Genomic DNA, 16,314 nt, shown 5'->3' on the forward strand with positions numbered 1-16,314 from the left:
GAAGAATAAAATGACTACCTCTTTTTTCTCCAGCCTCAAGAGCTTATCATACTCCTTTGGGGGCTAAGTGGGGTATAAAGTGTCCAACAGTCAAGTATACCCCAGAAAACACCCATACATACCCTACATAGGGGTCAAATACTCATCGAAGCCCTGAATCATTTTTGGGGTACATATAGCCCCTATATAGCCCCCGTGAGCATTTTTGAAGTTTTATTTTATTCAAAAAACAAAACTGGTTTACTAGATTGCATTATTATACAATTTAGTTATTTATGAATGACTAAATTCAGTCTTGACTAAAATCAGCTACAACTAAACGGGACAAAAATCTATTTTTACAACTATTTTATCGAAGAGTAGGACTTTTTGAGAGCTAAAGTAATGACTAAATAGCGTTAATTACAATTTAGTCATTTACAAATGACTAAATTACATAATGACTAAATAACTTAAAAACAACATTATGCATTATGATATTGACTAATTTACACCATGCTGCTGGTAGTCAGTAAAATGTTAATTCTTACTTGTGCATCCTTGTCCGGTGGCCAGGGAAAAACAACTGTTGCAATCTTGTTGGGTAGAATGCTTGCTCAAACAGGACAGCGTGTACTGATGATTGATGCCGATCCCCAAGCGAACCTAACTTTTTACCTGGGACACGAAGTTCAGCAGAATCAACCCACGCTTCTAGAAGTTCTCAAAAAACAGATCAATACTGAAGACGGTATTTATGAAATCGGAGAAAACCTATGGTTAATTCCTGCTGATGATGGATTAGATAATGCTCAAGAATTTTTGTCTGGGAGCGGTATGGGAGCTATTGTTCTGAGCAAACGCTTAAAAGAGGTATCCGATTTATTCCAATACTGCATTGTCGATGCGCCACCTCAGCGATCGCAAATCTGCCTTACATCGTTGGGGGCAGCTGACCATATTATCATTCCTGTAGAAGCATCATCCAAAGGTGTAAATTCTCTCATCCGAACTCTAAGTTTAGTTGAAGAACTTCAAGAAATTGATGCTTTTTCAGGGATAGTGCTTGGCATCTTACCATTCAGAGATAAATGGGTAGGTAATAACCAAGTCGCACAAAGTAAGGCGAGTATCAGTGCAATGCGAACAATTGCCGAAGAAATAGTCGTTTTACCTTCAATTTTAGAATCTGAACAATTTAAAAAGGCCATAGATAAAGGTGTAAGTTTGTCCTCTCTAGGCTTTGAACAACTCGAAACTCCCTTCCAACAAATTATCGAGAGGTTACAAAAGAATGTCTGATGTTTTTGAGCGCCTTAAGAAAAAGACACGTCCAAGTGTTCCAGCACGGGATACAACACTTGTAAAAGTACAACATGATAACTTACTAAATGACCAAATTACTGAATTTAGTCATTTATCTGAGAAACCAAAACCGGATTTAGATAGTGAGGAAGTTATAAACGATAAGGTAAGCACTTCTAATCAAGAACAGCACTTAGAGTTACCCCAGATCATCAGGCGAACAATCAGGTTAGAACAGGACATTGATACCAAACTAGATACGTTTTGCAATGTAAATAAAATTACTAGAGATACTTTCCTAGAAGGTGCATTTATCGTCTGCTCAGAAAATGAGGAATTATTGCAAGAGGTATTAAACCAAGCTAGAAAACGTTATCAACAGCGTAAACAAGCTGGTGAACAACGCAAATTTCAGACATTGGCTAAGAAAATCAACGTTAACGATTAAGTTAACCCTAATCCATCCGTGAGAGGTTGTGACTTTGATTATAAATTAAGCAAAAAGTTCAATTTATGGTTTCTTGTCAGCTTTTGGTGATAGTGATAGAAAAGGGTGGTCAGCTACTTCGCTTACCGCGTTGGCGATGGGCTACGCCCCACAGTAGGTGACATAGATGTCAGTTTCAATTTTGGAGTAGCGATCGCTCACCCTAGCTATCTAATTGGTATTCAAGAGCTTGAGACTCAAGCACAGTCAGAAGTTCCGTATGCTGATCAACCAAAGCTTGTATTGTGCTAACTGGATGACGATGAAGGCGATATTTTTGTTGACGGGGTGCTTCATCCATTGCTAATCTGCGACGTTGCGTGTTGTATTCTGCTACAGGTACTTCCCGAATTTGTGCCAGTAACATTTCTTCACTTTCGGCTAGGAATAGAACCTGATATTGCCCAAAATCACGCAACTCAACAGTTGATTTGCGCCCACTAATCCGCCTTTGATGACGACGTAAATTGCTGAACAAAGACTCGATTTTCAAATTGTCTGGCGGCAAGCCAGGGATATCATAGCAGTGCAATAAGTTAGCTCCGTATTTGTGCCATAGTCGTTGTAACTTTTTCTTGAGAGCAAACTGTGCCGGATGTTGTTGAGGATCGGGTTGAAATTTCTGTAATAATTCTTCCATGTCACATCGAACTTTAAGGTTTGTCAAGGATAAGTTGCTAGTATCTGTAGTATTAGTCACATTGTCTTTGATGGGGGTGAAAGTATTTGGGGTAGTGCAAACAATCAGCAATTCGTCGCAACCATTGGTGCGCCTGTTCCAAATCCAACGCTACGGAAAGATTGTTGCTTAAAGCTTGGTCAACCCATACTGATAAGAGAGACAAGTAATCTGTATCAATTTTCCGGCATGGTAAAGTACGTAAAATCGCACCTATGGTTTTTAGTTGCTGATAGCCTTCAATACCGCCCCAACGGAAAGGTTTGCGACTAGTGCGATTTACACAATCCCTAACAGCAGCGCGAATCTGGGACTCCACTGCCATTAACTCTGCGTTTCGTGACATATAAGGTTGCAGCCACTCAATTAACCTTTGTGCCTGTGCCTGTGGTAACTGAATTCCACTTACTGGTGTACCGCTTAATACCTCGTACAATACATACAGTAAAGTTCCGTGACCTTCAGGCTGTAACGCATCAATTGCCCAAATCAAACCACCGTGTTCAATTGCTGTGGCAGCTAATTTCTCCTGTGTATGTGCAAGCGTTCCACCCAAGAGTGCTAGAAATTGTCGATATAGCTTGCCTACATTACTCTCGTTAATTTCAACACCACGCCCTTTTAATGAGCGTTGAATTTCTACCAATTGTTGATGTTCATGCTCGTGCTGCCAACCAATAAATGCCAGCACATCTAGCCCATAGGTACTGTAAGGTAAGCTGTATTTTATTACGCCAGTTGCGTAGTAATGTTTACCAAAATGTGTGCAACTGGAATTAGTGCATTCTTTACTCTTGCCTGCCACAAATACTGCACCATCAATTGTTTGAACGGTTTTACGCATGTGTCTTGGTCTGCGTAGCGTTAATTCTGCCCCACAATGCACACACTCGATGAGCGAACATTCTAATACTATTCGTTTGATATTACTGAATTTTCGTTCTGGGCGATGGCGCGGCAATTTTTCTATCACTAATTTTTTACTGCTGCTAGGTGCTTTCCTCAGCTTACCTGCTTTGTATACCAATTAGATAGCTAGGGCCCAGAAGGTACTAGATTATCGCCAAAACCAGAGGGAGGAGAGGGAAAGGAAGCGGCAAGAATCACTTGAGCGAGATGCGGCACATAAGGCTAGAATGCAGTTTCAATACGGAATTAATGCTCCGTCCACACCCCCCAATAATGAAAGTGGAGATAATAATTGGGGGGGTATGGACACAGAGGTAGAACTCAGTGATTCTTGGTGGGATAAAGTTAAATATTACGCTCGATTGGCGATTGATCGGGTGGAGGATGGAGTTGACAAGGTTAAGGAATTACTCAGTACGCTAACGATTGATGAGCGTTGCGGTGTGATGCTGGAGTTTGAAGACGCTTGCCCAGACAAATTTGCTCAACTGGTGACGTCTGGTAAAACTGCAATGAGATAATTCATAGAACAAAATTTTACTAGTTATTTTCAAAAATTTTATTAACAATAGGCTATTTTCTAATTAACTCGTTATTTCGGCTAATTTACTATTATTTTTTCATCAAGTTAAATATAAAAATCAATTTGAAATTTCAAAATTGAGCAACTTAAATTGCACATATTAACTAGGACACCAAACCCTAGCCTCTAAAACATCTTTCTAAAGAGCCACTTACAATAAATACTTTTAGTTCTTTAGAAATAACTATTTATATTGATTTTTAACCTTCTGATAGAAGTTTTTCTTAGATAAACAAAGGCATTACAGACTCAACAAGAGGGATTAACAATATTTCAGACCTGCTTAGAAGCAGCTCCGAGCAATATTTAGGTAGAAAAAATGTCACTTAAAGGATAATGTGGTTCTTGGCAACTTTTGGTGATGATGAAAGGTTACGCGCTTTAAGGCAGAAGGCAGGAGGCAGGAGGCAGAAGGGTTTTAAGATTTTGCCTGTCGTCGTAGAACTTGTGACAAAGATCCAGATCCAACCTGAAGACTTTTCTTGTGATGTAGAGATTCTGTAACCCTTATACCACAGGGCTTTCTGTAATTTTATTCTTTCTTCCTTCTGCCCTCTGCCCTCTGCCTTCTGCCTAAACCAGCCCACTATTGATCACCAAAAGCTGACAAGAACCACTTTATCCCTTAAGTGACAATAAAGCTAGTACAGCACGGCGGAAATAAGCCAAGTATTAGATAGCTAACACTTTTCCCTTATACGTCCACTTAAAAGGTTTAGCCATTGTTTTATTAAAATAGTCGATAAATCCAAGAATTCGAGTTTTGAGGTCATCCTGGCTTTTGAAGCTAGCTCTTCTTAGTAACTTACGAACTAAAATACTAAACCAAATCTCAATTTGGTTGAGCCAAGAAGAATGTTTTGGTGTGTAATGAAAGACGATTCTATGTGTTGGGTCTTTCAAAAAAGCAGTACGGGATTTCATGGATTTGAGTATACCGCTTTTTCCCTTAATACCCAGATCAATATCTAAACCTTCAATTTGTGCAACTAAGCGAACTAGCGACTCAGACTGATGAATATTCAGACAATCCATGATTAAGTGCCATTTGTTGGCATCGGGTTCACTTTCAATAATTCTACGAATATTGACGAGAAAATCTTCTTCGGTTCTAGAATTTCCACAAGTCGGCTCAATAATCTTACCGGTAGCGACATCAAAATTAGCAATCAAACTTTGTGTACCGTGACGAACGTACTCAAACTCTCGTCTTTCAACTTTACCTGGTCGCATCGGCAAATCTTGTTCTAGACGCTCTGTAGCTTGAATACCCGTCATTTCATCAATCGATATTGTGCGCTCTCCGTTTTGATGACGAGCGATCGCGCTGATGTATAAACCAGTAATATCTTCAACTTTTGCGTCAAATTCTTCATCTTCAGGGGGGGGTTAACCAGTAACGACTCTGGTGTGGTTTAAGTTCTGCCTCCTCTAATAATCTTCCAACATGACGGACAGATATGCTTTCGATAATGCCAAGTTTTATAATTTCGTCTGCTAGTTCTCTTGGTGTCCAATGACTTATTGGTCGTCCATAGTCTTCGGGTTTTGAACATGCAAGGGCGAATAGCTCAATTACTTGCTCCATACTAAATTTTACTGGTGCCCCAATACGCTCCGAATCTTGTAATCTCTGTAAACTAGGCAATTTTTTACCGCTAGTTTCAAACCATCGGTTTCGCCATAAACGAGCCATATCAAGGCTTATATCTAATGTTCTAGCAATTTCTCCATTATTTTTTCCCTCTGATGCTAGGAGAATTATTTTTGCACGCAGTACTATTTGTTGCGCTGTATTGTGTCGGTTTACCAACTGTTGCAGTTCTGAGCGATCACTCTCGTTCAAATTTAATACTTTTGGAGCTAATCGTGCCACACCCTGACTCCTTGCTCATCAACAAAAATGTTGTTTTAATCTAATTAATTATTCTCCCACAAAAATACTTGGTTTATTTACGCCGCGCTGTACTAGTCAGGCTCTAGGTTCGGCAAGCTTATCCTTTGAATATACCCAAATGAAATCAACACGAATGAATTTATGTCATTAGGCATAAACTATTCTCAACCTATTGGATAGATGAAGCTTTCCATTAATTTATTTAAGCTTAGTTGTATTACAGATTAATACTTTTTTACGTTATTTAAGTAGAAGGAGGTGAAAAAACCAAACTGTATAAAGATAAGTAAATACGTATAATGTGTCTACGAAGGTAACAGAGATATGGGCAGCCGTTTAAGGGGTACAACAATTATGGTCAAAGTGGGAAGACTGGGGAAAGTACATCTTTTTTCTACCTAAATATTCCTCGGAGATGAATCCAATTGAACTTGAGTGGCAACACCTGAAAAAACATGAACTTGCCTCGAAAAGTTTTGAGGATGAGTACTACCATTGCTTATGCTGTGATTGATGGAGTTCAAAGAAGAGGAGAAAAGGGGAACTACAGTACGCAACGTGTAAAATTTAACTCTAATTCTTCTGCTTAATTCTTTGTTACATACTTGTAAATTTTCTCCCCGACTTACTTAAGATTAACTTCTATAGTTTGGTTGAAATTTTTATATTTAGAGACGACAGAAAAATTCGTTGCATTAGCCTGGAATGCTATTTATAAATAAAAGATGAATTAGAGTATATTACATCACAATACACTTCAGAGATAGGGCAAGTAAATAAACTTGCTTCGGGTTGCCTTTGAAATACTTGGCTCAATTGCCTGAAAAATAGGTTTTTTTATGAAACTACTTATCGTTGAAGATGATAAAGATACGGTGGCTGCTCTCACCACTTCTCTGGTAGCACAGCAGTTTACAGTTGATACCGCTAGTGATAGTCGATCGGCACTGGAGTTAGCTGAGGCAACAGAGTATGACCTGATCGTGCTAGATGTCATGCTACCCGATGAGAATGGAATTCGTCTGTGTCGCCAACTAAGGACGCAGAATCAGCAAGAGCCTATTTTGCTGCTTACAGGGAAGGTTGATCCGGCAGATAGGATAGCAGGCTTTGAGGCAGGAGCAGATGACTATATTACCAAACCCTACGAGCTATCAGAACTGCTAGCTCGGATTCGGGCATTACTGCGCCGAGGCAGCACAGTATTAACCAAAGTACTCTGCTGGGGTCAGTTGCAGCTTGATCCAAATAATTGCGAAGTCATGTGTCAAGGCAAAGGCTTACATCTCACGCCTAAAGAATACAAACTGTTGGAGCTATTTTTGCGACATCCGCGGCGGATTTTTGACCGAAGGACTCTGCTCGATCGCATCTGTTCGATTGATGAATGTCCTGGTGAAGAAGCTGTAACAACTCAAATTCGGGGGTTGCGGCGCAAACTCCAGATGGCTGGGCTAAATTCCGATCCGATTGAAACATTGTATGGGCTGGGGTATCGGCTGAAATCTGTGCCAGAAAAGCCGGAGCAGGGATCGGAGGACGCAAAGACGCAAAGACGCGAGGAAACAGGGAATATATTTGATAGGGTCTCCGCGTTACCCTTCGCCAGTCGCCACAAGTCTTTGCCCTCCGGGTTTGGAAGTGACGCTCCTAAAGTCGCTAACGCTGCGCTAACGGACTCGACGGGAACCGGAGCTACTCCGGTCTTCTCCGAAGGGGAGAAGCCAAGGCCGATGGGGTCTTTGCAAGTCGAGAATGTGGCATCCAAGACTCCGACTTCCTCATCGCAAAGCGACTCAGTTCAAGGTGCTGGTTCACCATGTCTCTCCATCTCCGCATCTTCCTCATCCTACTCACTGAATGAAAATCGATATGATGCAGAGGTGGAGGCAGTGGCGGCAATTCGGCAGATGTGGCAGGATTCTCAGGAGCGATTGCAGGGCCAACTAGCAAAGTTGGAGGAAGCGATTGCCCACCTCTTTACTAATACTCTCACCCCTGACGGACGGCAGTTCGCCCAGACCATCGCCCATCGGCTGATTGGCTCTTTGGGGGCATTTGGTATGCCGCAAGCAGCAGAACTTGCCCGCCAGATCGAACGCACCTTGAAAACACCAACGGCTGCTGTCCAACCAGAGGAAGTGGTTCAACTAAAATCGCTGCTTGGGCAACTGAGGCAAGTTATCCAGCAGTTACCTACTTTTGCTACAACAGCGCCCACTCTAGTACTGAAGTCTAGCGATTGCGTGGTTTTGTTGATTGATGATGATACTGACTTGATTGAGCGAATGCAGGCAAATGCCTCAAACTGGAGCATTCACCTGGAAACCGTCACTGACCTTACCCTCGCCCGCCAACGCCTTCAGTACCTCACGCCCGATGCCATCATATTGGATCTTACCTTTCCCAATACCACCGAAAGCGGCTTGACCCTACTGGCACAGTTGAAGCACCAATTTCCCACTATTCCTGTGCTGGTGCTGACAGGACTTGGCGATTTAACCAAGCGCGTGGAAGTCACCCGTTTAGGAGCCAACGCCTTTTTGCAAAAGCCTGCCACGCCTACCGAAGTGTTTCAAGCCGTCAGCCAACTCCTCCACCGGATTGACACTATCAATGCCAGACTGCTGATTGTGGATGACGATCCGGCATTGTTGTCCATGTTAGAAGCCCAACTGCAACCGTGGGGCTTTCAGGTCACAACCTTGGCAGATTCAAGCCAGTTTTGGCAATACTTGGAAGCCACCACTCCCGATCTGCTATTGCTGGATGTCGCTATGCCGGGGTTTAGCGGCATTGAACTATGCCAGGTAGTCAAGAGCGATCCGCGTTGGAGTCGGCTACCTGTGTTGTTGTTATCGGCTCATGCCGATGCTGATACCCTGTACCGGGCCCTAGCAGCGGGGGCAGATGACTATATCTTAAAACCAATCGTAGAAGCCGATTTGATTCAGCGAATTTTAAATTTCAATTCCTGGTAGGGATTTAAAATAAGGGACTTCCAAATAAAAAAATAACCAATCACTGTGTTAGCAGGGGAGCAGGGGGAGTAAGAAAAATAGAATTATGAATAAATTGGATAATTTATTTCTTGGAAATTCCTAATTAGTAATTGATACTTCATCCCTTAGAGCTGATTCGTAAAGAAAATCTTAAGGGTACTTAACTCATTACTAGGTCTGAGTTTCAGCGAATAAGCGCTTTATTAACTTAAATGCCTAAAACCCTTACTAGACAAGTAGTTTACTTTAGTTTACAAATTAGCTCTCAAGGGATTGATTCAAATAATGATGCTAGCGGCAATGCTACGCGAACGTACTTTGTTATTTTCCATCAATCAATTTAGAGAGAAGTTGGATTGCATGAAACCAGATTAAATCTGACGCCCCTTCATTACGAATAACGAATTGGTATTATGTCCTCTTATACAAATCGATGCATCCTGGTGATTGACGACGAACCTGACTTGTGCAGCATTGTCAAGTTCACGCTAGAACGCCTCAAAAGCTGGAAAATCCTCACAGCTGAGTCTGCACAGGCAGGACTGATGCAGGCAGAAACGCAGCAACCAGACGTGATTTTGCTCGATCTGAGCCTGTATGGTGAAGATAGACTGACTATGCTGCAATCTTTGAAAACTAATCCGACTACGCAGTCGATTCCGGTTATATTGTTTACTGCCACAGACCCGTCAGACGATTCGCTGGGATTTGACCCCTCTGAATTTGCTGGAGTGATCCTGAAGCCGTTCAATGTCTTGCAGCTTGGCGAGCAGATTATTGAGCAATTGGGGTGGTAAGGTTAGAGTGCAATGCCTTTTTTATGGAAGAGACGCAAAGCAAAGAAAGGGGATGCGGAGATATTTCATATCAAATCCAGTTAACCCTGTTTTGTCACTCTGGCAGTAGTATAATAAGGTAAAAACGCTAGAACCAAGACACAGAGTATGGTACAGCCCCGTCCAGCCGCACCTACAGTCAAATTTGTGGACGAATATTGCCAGTGGTATAAAAGCTTGTTTCCAGATGTTAGGAGTTTTGAGGCTTTTAAATATCTTCATGTAGGCTGTGTTTCTGAGCTAAAACGGAAAACCCTACCAGAAATAGCAAAAATTGTAGGATTGGATAACCAGCAAGGGTTGCATCATTTTTTAACTACATCACCTTGGAATATAGAAAAGTTAAGAGTGTTGCGATTAGAACTAATTTTACAAGTGCTAAAAGGCAGACCAATCATTCTAATTATTGATGAAACAGGAGACAGAAAGAAAGGGAATAAAACAGATTACGTAAAACGGCAGTATATAGGGAACTTAGGAAAAGTAGAGAATGGAATTGTGGCAGTAACAGCGTATGGCGTATTCTGCGGTATGACTTTTCCACTACTATTTGAAATATATAAGCCTCGTGAAAGATTAAAGCCAGAAGATAAATACCTAACCAAGCCACAAATAGCAGCAATTCTAATGCGAAAGCTCAAGTCAATGGGCTTTAAATTTAACTTAGTACTGGCAGATAGTTTGTATGGAGAAAGTGGAACTAACTTCATATCTGTGTTAGATGAAATGAATCTAAACTATATAGTGGCGATTCGCTCAAACCATGATGTAGATTTACTTCCGAGACAACATACTCAATATTTAAAGTGGCACAAGTTTAAAAGAGTATTTTCAGACCTCAAAAGTGAAAATCGATTTATTAGAGAAATAATTCACGGCAAACGACAAGAAAAAAGATATTGGCAGATTACTACAGATAGTGAGAATTTACCTGATAACACTACTTGGTATGTCATGAGTAAGTATCCAGACATTACACCAAGAGATGTAGGCAACTTTTATGGATTAAGAACTTGGGTTGAGTATGGCTTGAAGCAAAGTAAAAATGAATTAGGCTGGGCAGATTATCGGCTGACTCACTACCCGGATATTGAACGCTGGTGGGAGATTGTATGTAGCAGCTATTTAATGGTTACCCTCCACTCTGAACAAATGCAGTCTTCTGTGCCAAAATCTCCATCAAAGCTAGCTTCGCATCCCTGGTGGAACGATGAAAAAGGCTGGAAGAACATTCTTAACAATCTCCGTTTAATAATTCAACCTTTTACCTTATTTAACCTAATATATCCCTGGTTAACAGTTTTTCCTATCCCCCAATTGTCCTTGGGGTTTTCTAAACTTCAATCTATTATTTATAACCTAACTAGTTCAATTTTTATTTCCCTAACTCACCCTGATTTCTACTTTTCCTCTGCCTAGAGTGACAAAACAGGGATATAGTCCTGATTACAACATCATCGAATTAGTCTGGTATTCATGTAAGGAATACATTGCTCATCGTCTATTTCAATCAGTAGATGAGTTAAAGTCTTTACTCGATAGGCTATTGAACCAGGGTGAGCTAGTCATTAAGTGGCATCGAAATATAAAAAACAAGGGCAATAGTGCCTATATTGCAATTTAAATACCGATTAGCTTACCGTCGTGAACATTTATTTGTCCTCCAGCAAGAATTGACCTTGTATGAAATTTACCAACAACAGATTAGTGCTGTTGACGCTGAAATTGAAAAATGTTTAGCATCTTTTCAACCTAAAACTTTAGATGATCCACCGACAACAGGAAGAAAACGCAGAAAAAAACCGACTGCAAATCACCCCGATTTTGATTTGCATAAATATCTTTATCGGATGGCAGGAGTAGATTTTACACTGATTGATGGTCTTGATGCTTTAACTGTTCAGACTATTTTATCTGAGGTGGGATTAAACCCGAAACGCTTTCCCAGCGTTAAACACTTTACCTCTTGGTTAGGTTTATGTCCTGGTCAAAAAGTGACCGGCGGTAAGGTCAAAAGCTCTCAAACTCGTACTGTTGTCAATCGTGCTGCGAATGCTTTTCGCATGGCGGCTTTTTCTCTGACTCACAGCCGTTCTGAAGAGGTGCATTTTATCGCCGTTTACGTTCTCGCTTGGGCGCACCCAAAGCAATAACTGCTACTGCACACAAGCTGGCTCGTTTGTTCTACCAAATTTGGACAACTGCTGGACGATATTCTGATCCTGGTATGGAATATTATGAGCAAAAATACCAGGATCTGATCCTCAAAAATCTTCAGAAGAAAGCGCAAGCTTTTGGTTTTCAACTTGTCCCCAAATCCCAAGATAAGGAGGAAGCTTCATTTTATCAAACCCTTTCTACATAAGCTTTACGTCAAGTGTTTCTTGAAAGAGCGTTAACTGTCCGCTTGGCGTAGATGTATGCCTGGACAACTACCCACTTTTGACTACACCCCTTACAGTCATATGAGCATTCATGCTAGTCTATTGCGTACTTTTGCTTATTGACTAATAGCCCTAAAGCCTAACTTGTTAACGATGATGTTTGTGAAGTTGTTCATAATCCTCAAGAGTATCTACATCAATAAGTCCCTCAGCAAAATAAATGCTTGAACAGTTTGAATAATGCTGACGAATGATTTTTCTAGCACCGATATCATCCTGAAGAAGAGCTAGTTCTGAAAATAACGTTTTGTGAAATATAGTAGGAACACCAAGGATACCCGCGTATTCCGAAGCAACTATCATCGAATTTGTAGCTTGATATCTTGTAACAAGTTGATTAATCAGGTCGGAGGAAACAAACGGTTGATCGCATAACATCAGTACGATCGCTTCAATCTCAGATGCGATCGCCCCAATAGCATTTAGTCCACATTGAATGGAACTGGCCATACCAGTTGACCATTTTTGATTATAAACAATGTGGATATCTAAATTTCTCAGATGCGGCTCAATAGTTTCGACGTAAGCACCCAACACAACAACAACTGGCCGACACTGAGAATTAATCGCCGCCTCCGTGATATGTCGAATTAGTGATTTACCTTGGTAAGCTAGGATCTGTTTAGGCTGACCAAGCCTTGTGGAAGCGCCTGCTGCCAAAATTATAATGCCAATGTTAGACATGGTTGCTCTAAGAGAGAATGGATCGAGCCTAGGCGATCGCGCAAGAAACTACCCCTACCTCCGCCAATTACAGCTTGAATTTCTGCCACGATGGACAGGGCGATTTCTTGGGGTGTTTCCGCAGCAATGTCTAGTCCTACAGGGTTATAAATTCGTTGTTCTTGTGCAGATGTGGTAATGATATTTTCTTCAGACAGATCATCCCACAATTTTTGCATCCGGCGTTTTGGGCCTAACACTCCCAGGTAACGCACCTGGGACGGAATCAGAGTCTTGAGAAATGCTAGATCGCTTAGATAGCGGTGTGTCATGACAACTGCTACAGTTTGCGGTGTCAGCAAATGTTTGTATGAGTGGGAATCATTGAGTTCGCACCAGAGAATTTGGTCAACTTGAGGAAAGCGATCGCCCCTCAAATACCCTGGTCGATCATCAATTACGGTAACGTGCCAACCCAGATGTTTCGCCAAATGCACCACGGGAATCGTATCATATCCAGAACCAAATACGAGCAGTGGTACTAATGGATGAATTACTTCAATCAACACATCAACGCGTCCTTGAGGTAAAGTATATGATTGTACGCAAGTTTGTTTTTTTCTCAGTGCTTGGTGAGTGTCTATTTCTATCTTTTGAGCAATGAAAATATTAGCAACGTGATTGATGACAGTGCCATCTGATTTCAGCATCATTCGAGAACCAACTGTAATATCTGACGCTCCCTCTATTTTAAAGACAGTAGCGATCGCTCCCACTTGCCCAGACTGCAAACAATCTTGAATGAAAGACATTTGGCTCGCAGCAGTTTCATCACCTAAAGATTCAATCAAAACATCGACAACGCCATTACACCCCAACCCAAAGCCAAATACAATGTCTTCATCCGATGTAGTGTCATATCTTACTACTATCGCTTCACCACCGCCAAACATCAGCGATTGCGCCCGTTCAAAAACATCACCTTCCAAACAGCCACCGCTAATCGCACTAATCATTTGTCCATCTTCAAGCAATAACATCCTCGCCCCTGATCGGCGATAAACCGAGCCACTTGTTTGTACTACCGTTGCTAAAGCACTACGCTGTGCTGACTTTTGGCTATGTACAAATGCTTGCAGGATATGCTGTAACTCATTCATATAGTTATTGCTCACTTACGGAACTATGTAAATGTAATAGCGCTAAATTTGCGGCAGCAAATTCTACAAGAGTTTGTCAGGCGTGATGGGCAAATCTCTGATTCGCTTGCCGGTCGCGTGAAAAACCGCATTGGCGATCGCCGCCGGAATTCCGACCATACCGAGTTCGCCCATGCCTTTAACACCGAGCGGATTGACGATTTTATCGTCCTCCTCAACAAAGATCGTTTCGATCTCCAGAATATCGGCATTAACCGGCACATGGTAGTGCTGCAAATTCGGGTTCATGATCCGCCCGTAACGATGGTCGATTTCAGTCGCCTCTTGCAGTGCCATGCCGATGCCCCAGACAACGCCGCCAATTTCCTGGCTGTGCGAGGCCTTCGGATTCATGATCTTGCCGCTGGCAGTCACTTCAATGGCCCGCGTAACGTGGACAGTCCCCACATCCGGATCGACCTTCACTTCAATGAACTGCGCGCCGTGCGCCAACGTCGCATACTTCTCGCGCTCCTCTGAGGGACGCGACTCGAATGTTTCCGTGATTGCGGTGAGACCATTACGCTTCATCACTCCGGAGATGTTGACGAAACGCGATGGGTCGTTTTTTAGTCGCAGTCTCCCGTCGAGCATCTCGACATCGGCGGCGGCTGCCCCCTTGAGCGGAGAATTCGGTTCCTGGTTCGCGAGTGCGAGCAACTTCGTGCCGATCGCCAGAGCCGCGCCGCGCACGGCCGAGCCGACGCTCGCCGTCGTCCAAGATCCCCCCTGCGACGGTGCCAGAGGGAACTTCGTGTCGCCGAGTTCAAATTTCACTTGCTCCAACTTCAGCCCCAGATACTCGGCAGCGATCATGGTCATCACCGTGTAGGTGCCGGGGCCGATGTCGCTGGTCGCACTAGCAACTTGCGCCGTGCCATCCACCCGCAGCGTGATGAGGGCGGCAGCAGGCATCTGGAAAGCGCCCCAGACGCCGGTTGCCATACCCCAACCGACGAGTAGGCGTCCGTCGCGCATTGAGCGCGGCTCAAACTGGCGCTTCTTCCAACCGAATTTTTCCGCGCCGAGCCGATAGCACTCCCGCAACGCCTTACTCGAAAATGGCTTGCCGCTCTCAGGGTCTACTTCGGCGTAGTTGATCAGCCGTAGTTCGAGCGGGTCGATCTTGAGCACGTAGGCCAGCTCGTCCATCGCGCATTCGAGCGCGAACATACCGCTAACGGCCCCCGGTGCACGCATCCAGGTCGGGGTGGGGAGGTCAGTGTTGGTAATCTTCAGCGGCGCGTAGAGGTTCGGGCAGGCGTAGACCTGGCGCGTGAAAAGCGTGGTTTCGTCTGAGAACTCCTCGATGTTGGAGGTGTTGTGTACGACTTCATGAATCATCGTGGAGAGCTTTCCCGATCGCTCTGCGCCGAGCGCGACCTTCTGAATCGTGTACGGACGATAGCCGTGGCCAGTGAACATTTGTGTGCGCGTATAGACGACCTTGACTGGGCGTTTGAGTTCGCGGGCCGCCATTGCTGTCAGCGCCGGATAATAGTTCGGGCGCAGCGACGATCCGAAAGCCCCGCCGACGAAGGGTGAAAGCACGCTCACGTTTTCCTCGGGCACGCCGAAGCTCGAAGCCAAATGTGCGCGCACGCCATAGACCCCCTGCGTCTTGTCGAAGATCGTGAGCTTGTCGCCTTGCCAGACCGCGATGGCCGCGTGCGGCTCTATGGGGTTGTGGTGCTCGATAGGAATGCGGTACTCGGCCTCTACCTTCACAGCCGCTGTACGCATCGTCTCTTCCGGATTACCGCGCGTTAAAGTATGTTCAACAACTAACGGCTGAGTCTCAATCGCCGCTGTACGCATCGTCTCTTCCGGATTACCGCGCGGCTTTAGAGGCGGAGCTTGGGTGGGGACGCGCGCGATCGCTCGCACCGCCTCGGTGTCAGTCGTGTGCGGCTCTGTGTTGTAGGAGACTTTGACCAGACGTGCCGCATAACGCGCTTGCTCGTATGTCTCGGCGACGACGAGTGCCACAGGCTGCATATTGAAGAAGATTTTGTCGGACTGGAGCGCCTGAAACGACTTGTCTTGCTCATCGGTAGCGCGCGACGGAGCCTGCACCATAGAAAACTTCGGATCGAGCTTTGGTGTGTTCAGGTGCGTGAAGACGCGAATTACGCCCGCAGCGCGTTCAGCCTCACGCGTGTCGATTGATTTAATCGTGCCCTTTGCTACGGTTCCCAGCACGATAAAACCGTAAGCGAGATTGGAAACCTGAAATTCTGCGGCGTATTTTGCCTTGCCCGTCACTTTTGCGATGCCGTCTACGCGGCTCATTTCTTTTCCGATGTATCTTGCCATTTCTTTTATATTCTC

At 43.7% G+C, this 16,314-nt stretch carries 15 protein-coding genes and 2 pseudogenes; 10 read left to right on the forward strand and 7 right to left on the reverse strand.

Going from position 1 to position 16,314, the window contains the following annotated elements; genetic code table 11:
- The first annotated feature begins 495 nt into the window (after positions 1-495).
- A complete protein-coding gene (locus tag HWQ44_RS10790; protein ID WP_242066733.1) occupies positions 496-1,281 on the forward strand; it encodes a ParA family protein in 786 nt (261 codons plus the stop codon).
- Complete coding sequence (locus HWQ44_RS10795; RefSeq protein ID WP_292718342.1) at positions 1,274-1,732, forward strand: hypothetical protein; 459 nt, start codon at positions 1,274-1,276, stop codon at positions 1,730-1,732. Before HWQ44_RS10790 ends, HWQ44_RS10795 begins: the two co-directional genes overlap by 8 nt.
- 202 nt (positions 1,733-1,934) lie before the next feature.
- Here HWQ44_RS10795 and HWQ44_RS10800 read toward each other — a convergent pair whose 3' ends face one another.
- Together HWQ44_RS10800 and HWQ44_RS10805 are read right to left on the reverse strand one after the other, a co-directional pair.
- The gene (locus HWQ44_RS10800) at positions 1,935-2,471 is read right to left on the reverse strand and encodes a hypothetical protein (protein ID WP_179075953.1); all 537 of its coding nucleotides are present in this window, start codon (positions 2,469-2,471) and stop codon (positions 1,935-1,937) included.
- A complete protein-coding gene (locus HWQ44_RS10805) occupies positions 2,464-3,294 on the reverse strand; it encodes a hypothetical protein (RefSeq protein ID WP_292718348.1) in 831 nt (276 codons plus the stop codon). Before HWQ44_RS10805 ends, HWQ44_RS10800 begins: the two co-directional genes overlap by 8 nt.
- Positions 3,295-3,586: 292 nt before the next feature.
- On the opposite strand from HWQ44_RS10805, the gene HWQ44_RS10810 reads away from it, so the two are divergent.
- Positions 3,587-3,880 carry a hypothetical protein gene (locus HWQ44_RS10810; protein WP_292718350.1) on the forward strand — a complete coding sequence of 98 codons (294 nt, stop codon included), beginning with the start codon at positions 3,587-3,589 and terminating at the stop codon, positions 3,878-3,880.
- A gap of 734 nt (positions 3,881-4,614) precedes the next feature.
- Here the strand turns inward: HWQ44_RS10810 and HWQ44_RS10815 are convergent.
- Together HWQ44_RS10815 and HWQ44_RS10820 are read right to left on the reverse strand one after the other, a co-directional pair.
- Positions 4,615-5,289: a transposase gene (locus HWQ44_RS10815; protein WP_366931373.1), complete on the reverse strand. Its 675-nt coding sequence runs from the start codon at positions 5,287-5,289 to the stop codon at positions 4,615-4,617.
- A 31-nt stretch (positions 5,290-5,320) separates the two neighbouring features.
- Positions 5,321-5,818 (reverse strand): helix-turn-helix domain-containing protein, encoded by a 498-nt coding sequence (locus HWQ44_RS10820; RefSeq protein ID WP_292718352.1) that lies wholly within the window; start codon positions 5,816-5,818, stop codon positions 5,321-5,323.
- Positions 5,819-6,197: 379 nt separating this feature from the next.
- Between HWQ44_RS10820 and HWQ44_RS33535 the strand changes: the two are divergent.
- From HWQ44_RS33535 to HWQ44_RS10850, 7 genes and pseudogenes are all read left to right on the forward strand, one after another.
- Positions 6,198-6,353, forward strand: a pseudogene (locus tag HWQ44_RS33535) (transposase); the annotation flags it as partial.
- A 325-nt stretch (positions 6,354-6,678) separates the two neighbouring features.
- On the forward strand, positions 6,679-8,820 hold the full coding sequence (locus HWQ44_RS10825; protein ID WP_292718354.1) for a response regulator: 2,142 nt from the start codon (positions 6,679-6,681) through the stop codon (positions 8,818-8,820).
- A gap of 434 nt (positions 8,821-9,254) precedes the next feature.
- The gene (locus HWQ44_RS10830; RefSeq protein ID WP_179075957.1) at positions 9,255-9,638 is read left to right on the forward strand and encodes a response regulator; all 384 of its coding nucleotides are present in this window, start codon (positions 9,255-9,257) and stop codon (positions 9,636-9,638) included.
- A gap of 147 nt (positions 9,639-9,785) precedes the next feature.
- Complete coding sequence (locus tag HWQ44_RS10835; protein WP_292718357.1) at positions 9,786-11,096, forward strand: IS701 family transposase; 1,311 nt, start codon at positions 9,786-9,788, stop codon at positions 11,094-11,096.
- Between the two features lie 16 nt (positions 11,097-11,112).
- A pseudogene (locus tag HWQ44_RS10840) lies at positions 11,113-11,301 on the forward strand (IS630 family transposase); the annotation flags it as partial.
- Positions 11,282-11,830, forward strand: a complete 549-nt coding sequence (locus HWQ44_RS10845) for a transposase (protein WP_292718359.1) — start codon at positions 11,282-11,284, stop codon at positions 11,828-11,830. The pseudogene HWQ44_RS10840 and the gene HWQ44_RS10845, both read left to right, overlap by 20 nt.
- Positions 11,809-12,042, forward strand: coding sequence for a hypothetical protein (locus HWQ44_RS10850; RefSeq protein ID WP_292718361.1), 234 nt, complete (start codon positions 11,809-11,811; stop codon positions 12,040-12,042). The genes HWQ44_RS10845 and HWQ44_RS10850 overlap by 22 nt, the downstream gene beginning before the upstream one ends.
- A gap of 166 nt (positions 12,043-12,208) precedes the next feature.
- On the opposite strand, the gene HWQ44_RS10855 is transcribed toward HWQ44_RS10850, so the two are convergent.
- From HWQ44_RS10855 to HWQ44_RS10865, 3 genes are all read right to left on the reverse strand, one after another.
- A complete protein-coding gene (locus tag HWQ44_RS10855; protein ID WP_179075959.1) occupies positions 12,209-12,805 on the reverse strand; it encodes a nucleotidyltransferase family protein in 597 nt (198 codons plus the stop codon).
- A complete protein-coding gene (locus tag HWQ44_RS10860) occupies positions 12,784-13,944 on the reverse strand; it encodes an XdhC family protein (RefSeq protein ID WP_179075960.1) in 1,161 nt (386 codons plus the stop codon). Before HWQ44_RS10860 ends, HWQ44_RS10855 begins: the two co-directional genes overlap by 22 nt.
- Positions 13,945-14,007: 63 nt before the next feature.
- Entirely contained in the window at positions 14,008-16,299 is a 2,292-nt protein-coding gene (locus tag HWQ44_RS10865; RefSeq protein ID WP_292718366.1) for a xanthine dehydrogenase family protein molybdopterin-binding subunit, read from the reverse strand.
- Positions 16,300-16,314: the final 15 nt, after the last annotated feature.

The sequence above is a fragment of the Nostoc sp. JL34 genome (assembly GCF_017114945.1).
Lineage (GTDB): Bacteria > Cyanobacteriota > Cyanobacteriia > Cyanobacteriales > Nostocaceae > Nostoc.